General features: G+C 34.5%; 11 protein-coding genes and 4 tRNA genes. 1 reads left to right on the top strand and 14 read right to left on the bottom strand.

Translation table 11 applies throughout. From position 1 onward, the window contains the following. Positions 1–112: 112 nt before the first annotated feature. From yhbH to RBB48_RS22730, 11 genes are all read right to left on the bottom strand, one after another. A complete protein-coding gene (gene yhbH / locus RBB48_RS22680; protein ID WP_046957378.1) occupies positions 113–1288 on the bottom strand; it encodes a sporulation protein YhbH in 1176 nt (391 codons plus the stop codon). Between the two features lie 446 nt (positions 1289–1734). After that, the gene (locus RBB48_RS22685; protein ID WP_306008136.1) at positions 1735–3630 is read right to left on the bottom strand and encodes a PrkA family serine protein kinase; all 1896 of its coding nucleotides are present in this window, start codon (positions 3628–3630) and stop codon (positions 1735–1737) included. Positions 3631–4022: 392 nt separating this feature from the next. After that, entirely contained in the window at positions 4023–6092 is a 2070-nt protein-coding gene (locus RBB48_RS22690; protein ID WP_088610253.1) for a sensor domain-containing protein, read from the bottom strand. A gap of 127 nt (positions 6093–6219) precedes the next feature. Beyond that, the gene (gene trmL, locus RBB48_RS22695) at positions 6220–6708 is read right to left on the bottom strand and encodes a tRNA (uridine(34)/cytosine(34)/5-carboxymethylaminomethyluridine(34)-2'-O)-methyltransferase TrmL (RefSeq protein ID WP_000538149.1); all 489 of its coding nucleotides are present in this window, start codon (positions 6706–6708) and stop codon (positions 6220–6222) included. Positions 6709–6766: 58 nt separating this feature from the next. Then, positions 6767–7654 (bottom strand): amidase domain-containing protein, encoded by an 888-nt coding sequence (locus RBB48_RS22700; RefSeq protein WP_000260555.1) that lies wholly within the window; start codon positions 7652–7654, stop codon positions 6767–6769. A gap of 44 nt (positions 7655–7698) precedes the next feature. Next, the gene (gene queG, locus RBB48_RS22705) at positions 7699–8841 is read right to left on the bottom strand and encodes a tRNA epoxyqueuosine(34) reductase QueG (RefSeq protein WP_098230343.1); all 1143 of its coding nucleotides are present in this window, start codon (positions 8839–8841) and stop codon (positions 7699–7701) included. Positions 8842–9040: 199 nt separating this feature from the next. Then, positions 9041–9114, bottom strand: a tRNA-Gly gene (locus RBB48_RS22710). Between the two features lie 114 nt (positions 9115–9228). Further along, entirely contained in the window at positions 9229–9879 is a 651-nt protein-coding gene (locus RBB48_RS22715) for a DsbA family protein (protein WP_000841323.1), read from the bottom strand. Between the two features lie 188 nt (positions 9880–10067). Continuing rightward, positions 10068–10844, bottom strand: a complete 777-nt coding sequence (locus tag RBB48_RS22720; RefSeq protein ID WP_088610251.1) for a transglycosylase domain-containing protein — start codon at positions 10842–10844, stop codon at positions 10068–10070. 427 nt (positions 10845–11271) lie between these two features. Further along, a complete protein-coding gene (locus RBB48_RS22725; protein ID WP_088610250.1) occupies positions 11272–11733 on the bottom strand; it encodes an NUDIX hydrolase in 462 nt (153 codons plus the stop codon). A gap of 148 nt (positions 11734–11881) precedes the next feature. After that, positions 11882–12601, bottom strand: coding sequence for a YebC/PmpR family DNA-binding transcriptional regulator (locus RBB48_RS22730; RefSeq protein WP_088610249.1), 720 nt, complete (start codon positions 12599–12601; stop codon positions 11882–11884). Between the two features lie 351 nt (positions 12602–12952). Here RBB48_RS22730 and RBB48_RS22735 point away from each other — a divergent pair, with 351 nt between their 5' ends. Then, positions 12953–13273, top strand: a complete 321-nt coding sequence (locus tag RBB48_RS22735; RefSeq protein ID WP_046956772.1) for a DUF3884 family protein — start codon at positions 12953–12955, stop codon at positions 13271–13273. 212 nt (positions 13274–13485) lie between these two features. On the opposite strand, the gene RBB48_RS22740 is transcribed toward RBB48_RS22735, so the two are convergent. From RBB48_RS22740 to RBB48_RS22750, 3 genes are all read right to left on the bottom strand, one after another. Continuing rightward, a tRNA-Leu gene (locus RBB48_RS22740) sits at positions 13486–13567 on the bottom strand. 9 nt (positions 13568–13576) lie between these two features. Then, a tRNA-Cys gene (locus RBB48_RS22745) sits at positions 13577–13647 on the bottom strand. A gap of 14 nt (positions 13648–13661) precedes the next feature. Further along, positions 13662–13736: transfer RNA gene (locus RBB48_RS22750), tRNA-Gly, on the bottom strand.

The following is a 13736-nucleotide window of genomic DNA, read 5'->3' on the forward strand; positions in this document are numbered from 1 at the left end:
AATATATAAATCTAAATGTAATCATATCTCGAATAAATGATAATGATTTTCATTATCATTGTCAACTAAAAAAATAAAAAGTTAACAAAAAAATAACCCCTTTTTAAGGGGGTTATGCCATTTTTTCTCCGGTTTCTTCTTTAAAAAAGCTCTTCATCGCATGGAATACGTCTGCTTTTTGCTTTAAAATATAATATCTAAAATTCTCATCTTTAATATTTTTATAGGCTGACATGAGGGTACTATGGCGGTTGTACTGGTTCACTTCCCCATATCCAAACATATTACACTTCTTCATTAACTCCTCGACAAGCTTTACACATCTAGCATTATCTGATGTTAAATTATCACCGTCTGAAAAATGGAATGGATAAATATTATAGCGGTCTGGTGAGTATTTATTATCAATTAGCTCGAGTGCTTTTTTATATACAGAAGAACATATCGTTCCGCCACTTTCTCCTTTTGAGAAAAACTCTTCCTCTGGAACTACTTTTGCCTCCGTATGATGGGCAATAAACTCAATATCTACTGTTTCATACTTCGTTCGTAGAAATCGCGTCATCCAGAAAAAGAAGCTACGTGCCATATATTTCTCCCATATTCCCATCGATCCACTCGTATCCATCATCGCTAATACAACAGCTTTTGAATCTGGCTTTAATACTTCATTCCAAGTACGGAACTTTAAATCTTCTTGGTGAATCGGATGAAAAGAGGCTTTACCACGCATCGCATTTCGTTTATATGCGGATATCATCGTTCGTTTCTTATCGATATTTCCCCATAATCCAGTCTTTCTAATGTCATTAAATTCAACATGTTCAATCCGGTTTTCATCTATTTCTTTTCTCTTTAAATTAGGCAGCTCTAACTCTTTGAAAAATGCTTGCTCTAATTCTAAAATAGAGACTTCAGCTTCATAATAATCTTCTCCAGCCGCGTCCCCTGCTCCTTGCCCTTTTCCTGGTCCTTTTTGCTTTTGACCACCTGATCCATCTCTCGCAACGACATCACCAACTTTGCTGTCACCATTTCCTTGCCCAACGTGTTTGTTTTTATCATAATTGTACCTAATCTTATATTCATCTAAAGAACGAATCGGTATTTTTACAACATCCTTACCATTAGACATAACTATGCTTTCTTCTGTTACAAGATCGGGTAAATTATTCTTAATTGCCTCTTGTACTTTTTCTTGATGGCGTTGTTGGTCGTCATATCCTTTGCGATGGAGGGACCAGTTTTCCTGTGAAATCGTATAATTTGGTTGGTTTTCTTCACCCATTTCTTTCCCTCCTTACTGTAATTGTCTTCCCTTATGAACAGTAAGCTAGAAATTTTGTTTTATACTGTGCAAGCTAGAATGAAAGATAACTGCCCATCGAAATTCATCCCATAAACATATATAACGTTTTTCATATAATACTCCGAGCATCCTAAACAAAATTTTGCCACTCACATACTAGAAAGAAATATTCAGCCGTTGATAAGAAAGAAACACAATGCATAGTTGCACACATTTACACTTTGCAACATATTGTATTGTGTTGGCTTTTTTCGTATGAATGGTTGGTTACTCTATCATATGCATATTGTAAAAATAATTGACAATAAATTCATGAAATTGTATCTTAATTTATTACATTTGGACAAGGTATGACACTTTACACATATAAATGGATAATAAAACGCTGTCCCGCAAAATACAAGAGACAGCGTTTTGTTATCAAACTATCGGTTTAGCAGACTACCTACATAGCGTAATAATTCATTCGCAGATGAAGAATTATAGCCGTGCTCATCAATTAAGCGTGCAACAACATCATTGATTTTCTTAAGCTGATTTTCGTCTGGCGTTTTCGTTGATGTTGTAATTTTCACTATATCTTTTAAATCAGCAAATAGTTTTTTCTGAATCGCTTCGCGAAGACGCTCATGTGAATTATAATCAAAGCGTTTTCCTTTACGCGCATAAGCAGAAATGCGAATTAAAATTTCTTCACGGAATGCTTTCTTAGCATTTTCTGAAATTCCAATTTGCTCCTCAATTGAGCGCATTAGCTTTTCATCTGGACTCATTTCTTCACCTGTTAATGGATCACGTAATTTCGATTTATTGCAATATGCTTCAACGTTATCTAAGTAATTATCCATAAGTGTCTTCGCTGATTCTTCATATGAATACACGAATGCTTTTTGTACTTCTTTCTTCGCAATTTCATCATATTCTTTTCTCGCTAATGAGATGAAATTCATATAACGCTCTCGATCTTCATTACTAATTGACGGATGCTGATCCAATCCGTCTTTGAGCGATCTAAGTACATCTAATGCGTTAATAGATGGTACCTCTTTTCGAATAATTGTAGAAGAAATTCGGTTAATAACATAACGAGGGTCAATACCTCTCATACCTTCATCTTGATATTCACGTTGCAGCTCTTCTACATCAATCGCATTATAGCCTTCTACCGTTTCTCCATCATATAAACGCATCTTTTTAATTAAATCAATATCTGGACGCTTCGGATCTTTTAAACGAGTTAAAATCGTAAACATTGCTGCAACGCGAAGTGTGTGCGGTGCAATATGCACATTGGATACATCACTTTCACGAATCATTTTTTCATAAATATGTTCTTCTTCACTCACTCGTAAATTGTATGGAACTGGCATTACAATAATTCTTGAGTGCAATGCTTCATTTTTCTTGTTTGCTATGAAGGAACGATACTCCGTTTCATTCGTATGCGCTACAATTAATTCATCTGCTGAAATAAGCGCAAATCTTCCCGCTTTGAAATTCCCTTCTTGCGTAAGCGATAATAAATGCCATAAAAACTTCTCGTCGCATTTTAACATCTCTTGGAATTCCATCATCCCACGGTTTGCCTTATTCAATTCTCCATCGAAGCGATACGCTCGTGGATCTGATTCTGAACCATATTCTGCGATTGTTGAAAAGTCCAGACTACCTGTTAAATCGGCGATATCTTGTGATTTAGGATCAGACGGGCTAAATGTACCAATCCCTGTACGGCGATCTTCCGAGAAGAAAATACGCTCTACAACTACATCCTCAATTCTTGAACCATATTCTTGCTCTAGACGCATTACGTTTAATGGCGATAAATTCCCTTCAATTCTAACTCCATACTCACCAAAGAAATCATCCCGTAAATGATGCGGAATTAAATGCAGTGGATCTTCATGCATTGGGCAGCCTTTAATTGCAAAAATTGCGCCTCGATCTGTTCGTGAATATGTTTCTAATCCTCGTTTCAGCATCGTAACTAATGTTGATTTCCCGCCACTAACAGGACCCATTAATAATAAAATACGTTTTCTAACATCTAATCGTTTTGCAGATGGATGAAAATATTCCTCCACAAGACGTTCTAAAGCATCCTCTAATCCAAATAGCTGATTACTAAAGAAGTTATACTTTCTTCTACCATCTACTTCTTCGATTCCAGCATCTTTTATCATATTGTAAATGCGAGAGTGTGCTGTTTGAGCCACCCATGGTCTTTCCTTCACAAGCTCTAAATACTCCGCAAACGTACCTTCCCATTGTAACCGTTCTTCTGCTGCTCGATACTGTTCAATCTTTTTTAGAATATCCATTATAGCTCCTCCCCCATCTCCTTGTTCAATCGGATTATTATAAAAGGTATGCTAGGATGTCCTTAAACATTCTTTAAATCAAAATGAAATATACAGTAGTGCTATAAAATTCTCTCCAAAATTCAAAGAAAATTCTGTATAATATAGGTATTAAAGTTTTTACACCTCTATTCATTTTAAATAAATTCTTTTCTTCCAAGAACCTTACATACATTTTGATTCATATTTAAGATTCGTAAACTGAAAAATAGGAGGGATATTAGTATGAAATTATTATTAATTTTAGGTGTATCACTCACATTTCTTACAGCTATTTTCACATCTGGTTACAATGATAAACCCGGTACACAAAAAAAGTGATGTGCTTCTTAGCACATCACTTTTTTTATCAATCATTTATAATACACATTTTCCACATCATATTTTGATAAAGGTCGGCTATAATAATAACCTTGCACAAACTTCACATTCTTTTCCTTCAAAAATTGTATTTGTTCCGCCTTTTCTACACCTTCTGCAATTACATTCAATTCCAAAGTATGAGCTAAATGAATAATTGCAGCTGTAATATTCGTATCACGTTCATCCACATGTATACCTTCCATAAAAGAACGATCGATTTTCAACGTATCAATTGGATACGTTTTTAAATAACTTAAAGATGAATATCCCGTCCCAAAATCATCTAAATGAATCTTTAAATTTTGTTCTTTTAATTGTAGCAATACCCTTTTCGATATGTCTTTATGCATAAGGGCTCCTTCTGTAACCTCTATCGCTAATAGATGAGCTGGTACATTGTACTTATGTAACGCCCGTGTAATCATCTCTATTAATGTAATCGAGCGAAAGTGCCTGGCTGAAATATTAACTGCAATCGGGACAACTTCATATCCTTTATTTAACCATTCACGTATTTGCCGACACACTTCATTTACTACCCATTCATCAAGCTTAATAATAAATCCTGTTCTTTCTGCTAGCGGAATAAATTGATTGGGAGAGACAAATCCCAATTCTTTATTCTCCCACCTTATTAAAGCTTCCATACTCGCTATTTTTTTCGTTTCAATATTCATTTGTGGCTGATAATACAAGCAGAATTCATTTTTTTCTATAGCACGATGCAATTGGTTTTCTATTATAAATCTTTGTTCACGCTCACAATCTAATCCACTGCAATAAAACTGATAATGCCCTTTTCCTTTTTCTTTTGCTTTTTCCAAAGCAGCATCAACTCTTTGGAATAATATTTTTTCATCCTCTCCATCTGTTGGAGCCATTACAATTCCGATTGACGCACTTAAATAGACGTCCTCTTCTTCGATTACAAAATGTTCACTAATCTTTTTTAGTATGCTTTTTGCAACTATCTCTACACGTTCTTTCGTTATATTTTCTATTAACATAACAAATTGATCATCGTGTTCTCTAAATAAGTGCATACCGTCTATTTGAAGACTGCTTAAACATTCTGTAACTTTTTGTAATACTTTATCTCCTTCTTTATGACCAAAAGTATCATTAATAAGGTGAAATTCATCTAAATCTATAAAAACAAGTGCAAACTCTGTATTATCATTTAAAAAAACATTTAACTTATTTGCACATGAAATTCTATTCATTAATCCTGTTAATTGGTCATAATAAGCTAAATATTCTGTTCGCATTTCATTCAATACTTGCCTTGTAACATCCCTCGTAACAATATATACCCCAACAATTTCGGCGTTCACAATAATCGGAATAGTTCTCAAAGAAATATAGAGCTCGTACCCTTCTTTATGAACATATTTCCTTGAAACAATTTGTTTTGCCCTTCCTTGCAGGGCTCCTTTAAATATAATTTGAAAATCTTTTTCATATTCCTTATTAATAAATTCAAAAATAAATTTATTATGTAATTCTTCATATCGATATCCAAATATTTCATACGTTGCTGGATTTGCATATGTAATTCTACCTATAGAATCCATAGATATAATGGAGTCATTATTATATTCTAATAACGACTTAAACAACATTTGTTTTTCCTCTATCTCTGCCTTTTCCTCAATCTGAGCTGTGATATCCCTCGTAATACAAATAATAAACTGACATACTCCTTCTTCGTCGAATACAGGATTAAGTGAAGATTCATAATGTAACTCACCCTTTGGTAAACTAACTACATCACAAAAGGTATGTGCTTTCGCTTCGCTCGCTACTTTTGCATATTGCACTCGCAATATTTCCGCCGTATCTTCTGATAATACTTCAGCAAACGTTTTTCCATAACATTCTTCGCCTAGCTTCGCATAATCCATACCTATCTTATTTACATAAATATATTTAAAGGTTTCCTCATCCATAACTTTCACAATAAATACTAAATCTTGAATAGCATGTAATAGTCCTCTTCTTATTAAATCCATATCTATCATACTTAAAAAGGTATTTTGATTATTATATTGTTCCTTCATATTTATCTCAACCCGTCTAATCTATTTTTATTCATATATCCCATTCTATATGAATATGTACCCTTTTTTAAATGTATGATTACATATTATTTTTATTTTTAGAAAAAAAGTCGCCATATGGCGACTTTTAATAAACAATTTCTAAATCTAATCCCGGATAATTTTGTTGACGGAATGCTTCATAAATTAAAATAGCTGCTGTATTAGATAAATTTAATGAGCGCACTTTATCAGTCATTGGAATACGTAAACAATGATCGAAATTTTCTTCGATTACATTAGCTGGTAAGCCGTTTGTTTCTCTTCCAAATACAAAATAGTAATCCTTCTCACGTTTGCTATAATCAAATGCTGTATGAGCTTTCTCGCCATACTTTGTTAAATAGAAGAATTCACCGTCTTTATTTTTCTCATAAAATTCTTCAATTGAATCATAATACGTAACTTTCACGTGCTGCCAATAATCTAATCCTGCACGCTTTAACATTTTATCATCCGTTGAAAATCCAAGCGGTCTAATCAAATGTAATTCTGTTCCAGTTGCTGCACAAGTACGAGCAATATTCCCTGTATTTGCTGGAATTTCTGGTTGATATAAAACAACATGTACTCCCACGCGATATTCACCTCTGTTTTTTGTCTACTACGTATTATACCACTTGAGCGAAAAATCTCTACCCATTAATAATATGAAAGAATTTATATTTCATTTGTGGTGTATATTTACTAGAATCTTCATAGTTCCAATAACGCCGACGGCTATTCGCTGAATGTGCATTTACAAGTGGCATACCATCTGCGTCTTTTGCTACTACAATCGTCGTATGATTCCACCTACCATCATCCTCGAAATCATAAGCGATGACATCACCAAGAATAAGGTCCTCTGGCCTTTCTACCGCTTCAGCTCGAAGCCCTGTTGTAGCACCTGACAAATACCAATAAAAAGAGTGTGCGACAGCCCAGCTCCAACTCCACTGATTCTCCCTTTGCCACCATCCTTTGCGAATATTAGGATATCCATTCATTGGTACTTCTCCAGTATGAAGACATTGAGAAATAAAATTCGTACAATTATCAGGGAAATTACGATATACAGGGTTTCGATCATCCCACCAACGCTCTGCATATTTAACTGCCTCTAAACGGTTGTACTGATAAGAACCATACTTCTCTTTTGTAACTTCCCTTTCTAACGTCTCACTCATTCCAACTGCTTCTGGCACTTCAATAGCATAATCACCTATTACCCGACTATTATTTAAACAAACTCTTCGTTTTAGTTGTTCCTCTTCGATATAAAATAATTCTTTATGCTTAATTAAATATTTAAAATGTATTTGATAATCAATTTCTTGATGATTGCTATTATTTAATTGTCTCATGAAAGAAACATCCGCAGTTGCTTTCACTATCTCTGCATTACGCTTTTGAAACAATTGTTTCTTTCTCTGTGCTATTTGTAATAAATCTTCAGCAATACCATCTACATTTGTTCGTTTCTCTGTTACATATGCTAAAAATTGTTGTACTTGCTTTTCAATATTTATTTTTACAACCATTTCGTCTCCCTCCCATATTACAATATGAAGAAGGGAGATATTATCTACTCTTTTTTCTGCGCTAACAATTCAAGTCCGCGATTCATTTCATGAAGAACCTCTTCATCTTTCTCACGTTGCATCGCTTTTTCAATAGCTTCGCCCACGCCATCTCCACCAATTTTCCCAAGTGCCCATGCTGCTGTTCCGCGAAGTACTGGTCTTGGATCGTCTTTCATAACACCAATTAAATCTGGAATTGCTGATGCCTCTTTAAAATGCGCAAGTGCCAAAATTGCATTTCGTTGCAACGGCTTTTTACCTCTCCATGAACCAGACATAATTCCATATTTCTCTTTAAAATCACGATTGCTAATTGTTAAAAGTGGTGTTAATAACGGCTTAACTAACTCAGGATCTGGTTCCATCTCAGGATGATTATGAAAATCCATTCCTTTATTTTTCGGACAAACAGTCTGACATGTATCACATCCATAAATACGATTTCCTATTTTGTCGCGGTATTCTTCCGGTAGGAATCCTTTCGTTTGTGTTAAAAATGCAATACATTTCTTCGAATCTAACTGTCCTCCTTGTATTAAAGCGCCTGTAGGACAAACATCAATACATTTTGTACAACTTCCACATTGATCTTCTATCGGCTGATCTGGTGGGAAGGGAACGTTTGTAATTATTTCTCCTAAATATACATACGAACCAAATTCAGGTGTAATAATAGCGCAATTCTTACCACTCCATCCAATACCGGCACGCTCCGAAACAGCTCGATCACTTAATTCACCCGTATCAACCATTGACTTAACTTCTATATCGGGAAGTTTTTCGATTAAATATGCTTCTAATTTTTGCAAACGATCTCGTAAAACAAGATGATAATCTTGTCCCCAAGAGGCACGACAAAAAATACCGCGGCGTTCTCCGCGCTTACTTAATGGTGCATTTTTTAATTTTGAAGGATACGCTAATGCAATCGCAATAATTGATTTTGCACCAGGTAGTAGAAGCTGTGGGTTCGTTCTCTTTTCTATATCAGACTCTTCAAATCCCGATTGATAATTTAATTGTTGTTGCTGGATTAACCTCTGCTTTAATTCCTCAAATGGTGAGGCACTAGCAAAGCCTATTTTATCTATACCAATTGTTTTACTATACGCAATGATATCTTGCTTTAATTGTTCAAAATCCATTCCTAATCGCCTCCTCAGATGAATCCATCCCTTATGTAACGACTATATTGGTTAGCAATTCACTTTTGGAATACTATTCTTTACTTCTATTTTCGCATACAATTATGTTTTTCAAACATTAAAAAACGCAATGCCTCGTTTATCTTAGAAACGAAACACTGCGTTGATCACAATTTATAGAAAAACATTTAATAAAATTTGGAGCGGGTGAAGAGAATCGAACTCTCGACCAGAGCTTGGAAGGCTCTTGTTTTACCACTAAACTACACCCGCAAATATGAAATAAATATAAGATATTAGAATAACTTATGTAAAGTAGTATAGCATGTAAAAAAAACGGAAGCAAGAATTTTATCGAAAAAAGTCGAAAAAGTGATGAGTATCTCATCACTTTTTCAATTCTTTATCAATCGCCTTCTTCATACTATCGAAATCAGGGTTTGCAAGATTTCCATTTATATATACTGAAGGAGCACCTTGAACTTTTAATTTTTGAGCACGATCTGAATCTTTACGTACTTTTTCTTTTATTTCTTTACTGTGTAAATCTTTCTTAAATTGTTCTACATCAACTTTCGGAAGCTTCTCTTTCACAATGTTAAGAAGTAATTCTTCTGTAATCCATTCTTCCGTGTCTTTCTTTTGACTTTGATAAATCTCATCGTAGAAAATCCAGAATGAATCTTGATCTTGTTTATAAATTGCTTCACCAGCTGCTGCACCTAAATCAGAGTCTTTTCCGATAAATGGGAAGTTAATAAAGTATAACTGCACTTTACCTTTATCGATATACTCTTCTTTTAATCGTGGTAATACTGTTACATCCCAAGTACGACAAGCAGGACATTTGAAGTCTCCAAATTCAACTACCTTAACTGGGGCATCATCTTTCCCTAAAGATTGTTGTGTGGAATAAGCAAACATCTCATTCCCTTTATCTTTTTTGTCATTTATGATGCTATACGCAATTGTTCCGATTACAATCAATACTGCGATAGAAAAAACTACACCAAGAGCCATGAGTTTATTTGATTTCATATACATTCCTCTTTAAATTCATATTCTGTATACAGCATTGTACACAATACACATAATATCAACACTTATATACGTCACGCAATGAACACGCTCACATAAATTACAAAAACACAATAATTGTGACGATATTGTGTCACAATTTGTCACAATTTATTCAAAAAAAGGAAGCTCCTATGTAGGAACTTCCTTTAGCTTACTGCTTTTTCACGAGCACTCTTTAACATCGACTGCTCTGTTTTTATATCATGACGAATTACTAACTTCTCACTAACTGCTTGCACATACTCATTATGATTGATATAGCCTTCTTTCTCCATTAATCTCAAAACGACATTTCGTCTCTCTACGGCCTTATCATAATTTTGTGCAGGTGAGTAATAAGCGGGTGCCTTTACTACAGCAGCCATCATTGCACTTTCAGCCAACGTTAATTGGCTCACCTTTTTACCGAAGTAAAGGTTTGCTGCTTTTTCAATTCCCCATGCTCCTTCTCCGTAATAAATATTACTTACATACAATTTTAAAATTTCATCCTTCGTAAATGTCCGTTCAATTTTTTTCGTATAAAAAATTTCTTTCCACTTACGAGAAAATGTACGTTCATTCGTTAAAAAGGCATTTTTGGATAACTGTTGTGTAATTGTGCTTCCGCCTTGCACAACACCACCAGCTTTTATATTCTCAACAGACGCTCTGACAATCGCTATATAATCTAAACCGTTATGATGATAAAACCTTTTATCTTCTGTCGCAATAAATGCATGTGTTAATGATTCTGGCACCTCTAACTTAGCAGGTACATGTAATTTACTAATATCACTTTGCTCGATCATTATATTTCCAATGAATAATAACGTACAACTTAACAATAATAATAAAATAATGGCTTTATAAAAGAATTTAGTCATTGGATTTAATGCAACTTTTTGATGATAGTTCACCCTAGATAATACTCGTTCTTTCATCTTAAACACCTCTTTTCCACACAGCGTATAACTCTTACTTTAAGAATACCTTGTTGTAAAAAAATATCCCATCGATTTCTCTTACACGTACCTTACATCATTGTAAGGTATAAAAAAGTATTGTATCACAGTCCTTTTTTATCTACTATTCATCTGAAATATTGAATATAGATTATGCTAAACCAATAACAGAGTATACCTTAAGCCTATACTTCCCTATTAAAACATCCTATTTTCATTATATCATCTACAAAAATATATATTTGTAAGTATCTAGTAATCTAAATGTATACAATATATCATACATTATACAGAACAAACGTTCCTGAAATCAATACTAGCACTATTATTATTTTGACCTTTTTCTTAAACAGTATACAAAAAAGAGTAGTGATTTGATTGTATCTCAAACCGGCTACTCTTTTCTTCACAATCTACCTATTAAATTATATGGCTGCACTTCCCACGTTTCGTACGGAATACAATGTGTTGCTCTCATCGCATCAAGCGTTCTGGATTTCATATGAGGACGCGTTATATACTCATCTATATTCTCTTCATTTAAAACAACAAATTTAGCCTCTTGTATTTCTTCAGGCTGAATTTGTATTTCACCGCTCACGTATGCCACTTTAAAAACAACACCTAGAATGTGCATGGAAGCATTATAATAAACTCCTGTAATACCGATAGGCTTCACCGTTAATCCTGTTTCCTCTTTTATTTCCCTACAAACAGCTTGATCGAGCGCTTCTCCTTCTTCCACCTGTCCTCCTGGCAACTCCCACGTATCCGATCGCCAATGTACTTTAGCTAATAACACTTCGTCTTTTTCATTTGTTAAATAACCTGCTACAGCAACGATATGCTTTGGTGTTTTATGTTCCATATTAAACCTCCTAGAAATAATGATTATTTCATATATCCCTATAAGCATATTCCCTGTCTAAAACAAAATACCTTTACTAATTCATCCTCTTAATTAACTTCATGAAAAAAAGCCCCTATCCGTTAAATGAACAGGGGCTTCTATCGTATTATTCTCCTAAGTCTACGTTGTGGTAAACTTGTTGCACATCTTCTAGATCTTCTAATGCATCAACCATTTTTTCAAATTGTACTTGAGCCTCTTCAGGAAGTTCTACATCACTTTGTGCAAGCATTGTTAATTCTGCAACTGTGAATTCTTCAACACCAGCATCTTTAAGTGCAGATTGTACGGAATGGAATTGATCAGGTTCAGCATACACGATAACAGAATCTTCTTCTTCTAGAATGTCACGTGCATCAACATCTGCTTCCATTAAAATTTCAAGAACTTCATCTGATGTTTTACCTTCAAGACCGATAACAGCTGTCGCATCAAACATGTAAGCTACAGAACCGTTTACACCCATGTTACCACTGTTTTTGCTAAATGCAGCTCGTACATCTGCTGCAGTACGGTTTACGTTATTTGTAAGTGTATCTACAATTACCATAGATCCATTCGGTCCGAATCCTTCATAACGAAGCTCGTCATAATTTTCTTCTGAACCGCCTTTTGCCTTTTCAACTGCACGATCAATAATTGTTCTTGGTACGTTGTATGTTTTCGCACGTTCTAATACAACTCTAAGCGCTTGGTTTGATTCTGGATCTGGCTCGCCTTGTTTTGCTGCCACATAAATCTCACGTCCAAATTTCGCGTATATACGGCTTGTATTTGCATCTTTTGATGCTTTTTTTTCTTTAATATTATTCCATTTACGACCCATACTTTCCACTCTCTTTCCCGTTTTAAATCTACATAAAAATATTAATATGAAATATAATGTGTATTCAACACATTTTTAAAAGAAATATAAAAAGTTCATTTTTGATTCATATTACAGACATAATATAAATTACTATCATTTTGTTCTTTCGACAAGTTATATTATACATGAATTTCTACATTTATTACGAATTTTAGAAGCACATAGTATAATTTAACAAAAAAGACTCTAACAGAAATGTTAGAGTCTTTTTATATAGCCGATACATATTTCCATAATATTCCCATAACTACTTTCTATTGTTGTATAATAAAAAAAGGAAAAAATTTGAAGAGAGATGGAGGGAGAAGTATGACACATTCACATGAGAAAAAAGCACATGGTCTGAAAGGAATAGGAGAGAAGTTAAACCCAACTATCTATCAAGTGAGATTCATGAAATTAGATGAACCAATTCAATTTGAGTCATTTCCTGAATTAAAGGAATTAGGAGATTGGTTGAGTACTTCAACGCACATGTGGGCGTGCCACTCAACTATGTACAAGTACAACAAAGAAGAGTTTGAAAAGAGGTTTTTAGAAATTACAAACTTAACCGTTGATAATGTACTAATATCTACTGGTGCTGTCGGATTTAACTTCATGTCACCGGGTTGGAGAAATTCTCTCTAGAGTGCTCGAAGGGAATATTGTATATACAATATTTTGCTGGAATTTTATAGAATATCACAATTAAAAGGATAAAAATGAATGTTTGTTTTTATCCTTTTAATGTTTCGCAGTCTACTCACCGTACACTTTTTGTACTTATTTTGTCATATAATGAAAAGAAAATACAAAAAAACTCTATACTAATTGTATAGAGTTTTTTACGTCGTTTATGATACCGATGGTCGGGGTCGAACCGACACTCCCGAAGGAACACGATTTTGAGTCGTGCGCGTCTGCCAATTCCGCCACATCGGCACAAAAGAAAGGCGGCAACCGGATTTGAACCGGTGGTAAAGGTTTTGCAGACCTCTGCCTTACCACTTGGCTATGCCGCCATGTTAAATTTTATTGGAGCGGAAGACGGGATTCGAACCCGCGACCCCAACCTTGGCAAGGTTGTATTCTACCACTGAACTACTTCCGC

The organism is Bacillus sp. MMSF_3353, from assembly GCF_030733445.1.
In the GTDB taxonomy this organism is placed as follows: domain Bacteria; phylum Bacillota; class Bacilli; order Bacillales; family Bacillaceae_G; genus Bacillus_A; species Bacillus_A wiedmannii.

What these genes read in the sequence shown, in the direction of transcription:
- yhbH (WP_046957378.1), bottom strand. Translation starts at nt 1,288, where the DNA reads ATGGGTGAAGAAAACCAACCAAATTATACGATTTCACAGGAAAACTGG.
- RBB48_RS22685 (WP_306008136.1), bottom strand. Translation starts at nt 3,630, where the DNA reads ATGGATATTCTAAAAAAGATTGAACAGTATCGAGCAGCAGAAGAACGG.
- RBB48_RS22690 (WP_088610253.1), bottom strand. Translation starts at nt 6,092, where the DNA reads ATGAAGGAACAATATAATAATCAAAATACCTTTTTAAGTATGATAGAT.
- RBB48_RS22700 (WP_000260555.1), bottom strand. Translation starts at nt 7,654, where the DNA reads ATGGTTGTAAAAATAAATATTGAAAAGCAAGTACAACAATTTTTAGCA.
- queG (WP_098230343.1), bottom strand. Translation starts at nt 8,841, where the DNA reads ATGGATTTTGAACAATTAAAGCAAGATATCATTGCGTATAGTAAAACA.
- RBB48_RS22715 (WP_000841323.1), bottom strand. Translation starts at nt 9,879, where the DNA reads ATGAAATCAAATAAACTCATGGCTCTTGGTGTAGTTTTTTCTATCGCA.
- RBB48_RS22720 (WP_088610251.1), bottom strand. Translation starts at nt 10,844, where the DNA reads ATGAAAGAACGAGTATTATCTAGGGTGAACTATCATCAAAAAGTTGCA.
- RBB48_RS22725 (WP_088610250.1), bottom strand. Translation starts at nt 11,733, where the DNA reads ATGGAACATAAAACACCAAAGCATATCGTTGCTGTAGCAGGTTATTTA.
- RBB48_RS22730 (WP_088610249.1), bottom strand. Translation starts at nt 12,601, where the DNA reads ATGGGTCGTAAATGGAATAATATTAAAGAAAAAAAAGCATCAAAAGAT.
- RBB48_RS22735 (WP_046956772.1), top strand. Translation starts at nt 12,953, where the DNA reads ATGACACATTCACATGAGAAAAAAGCACATGGTCTGAAAGGAATAGGA.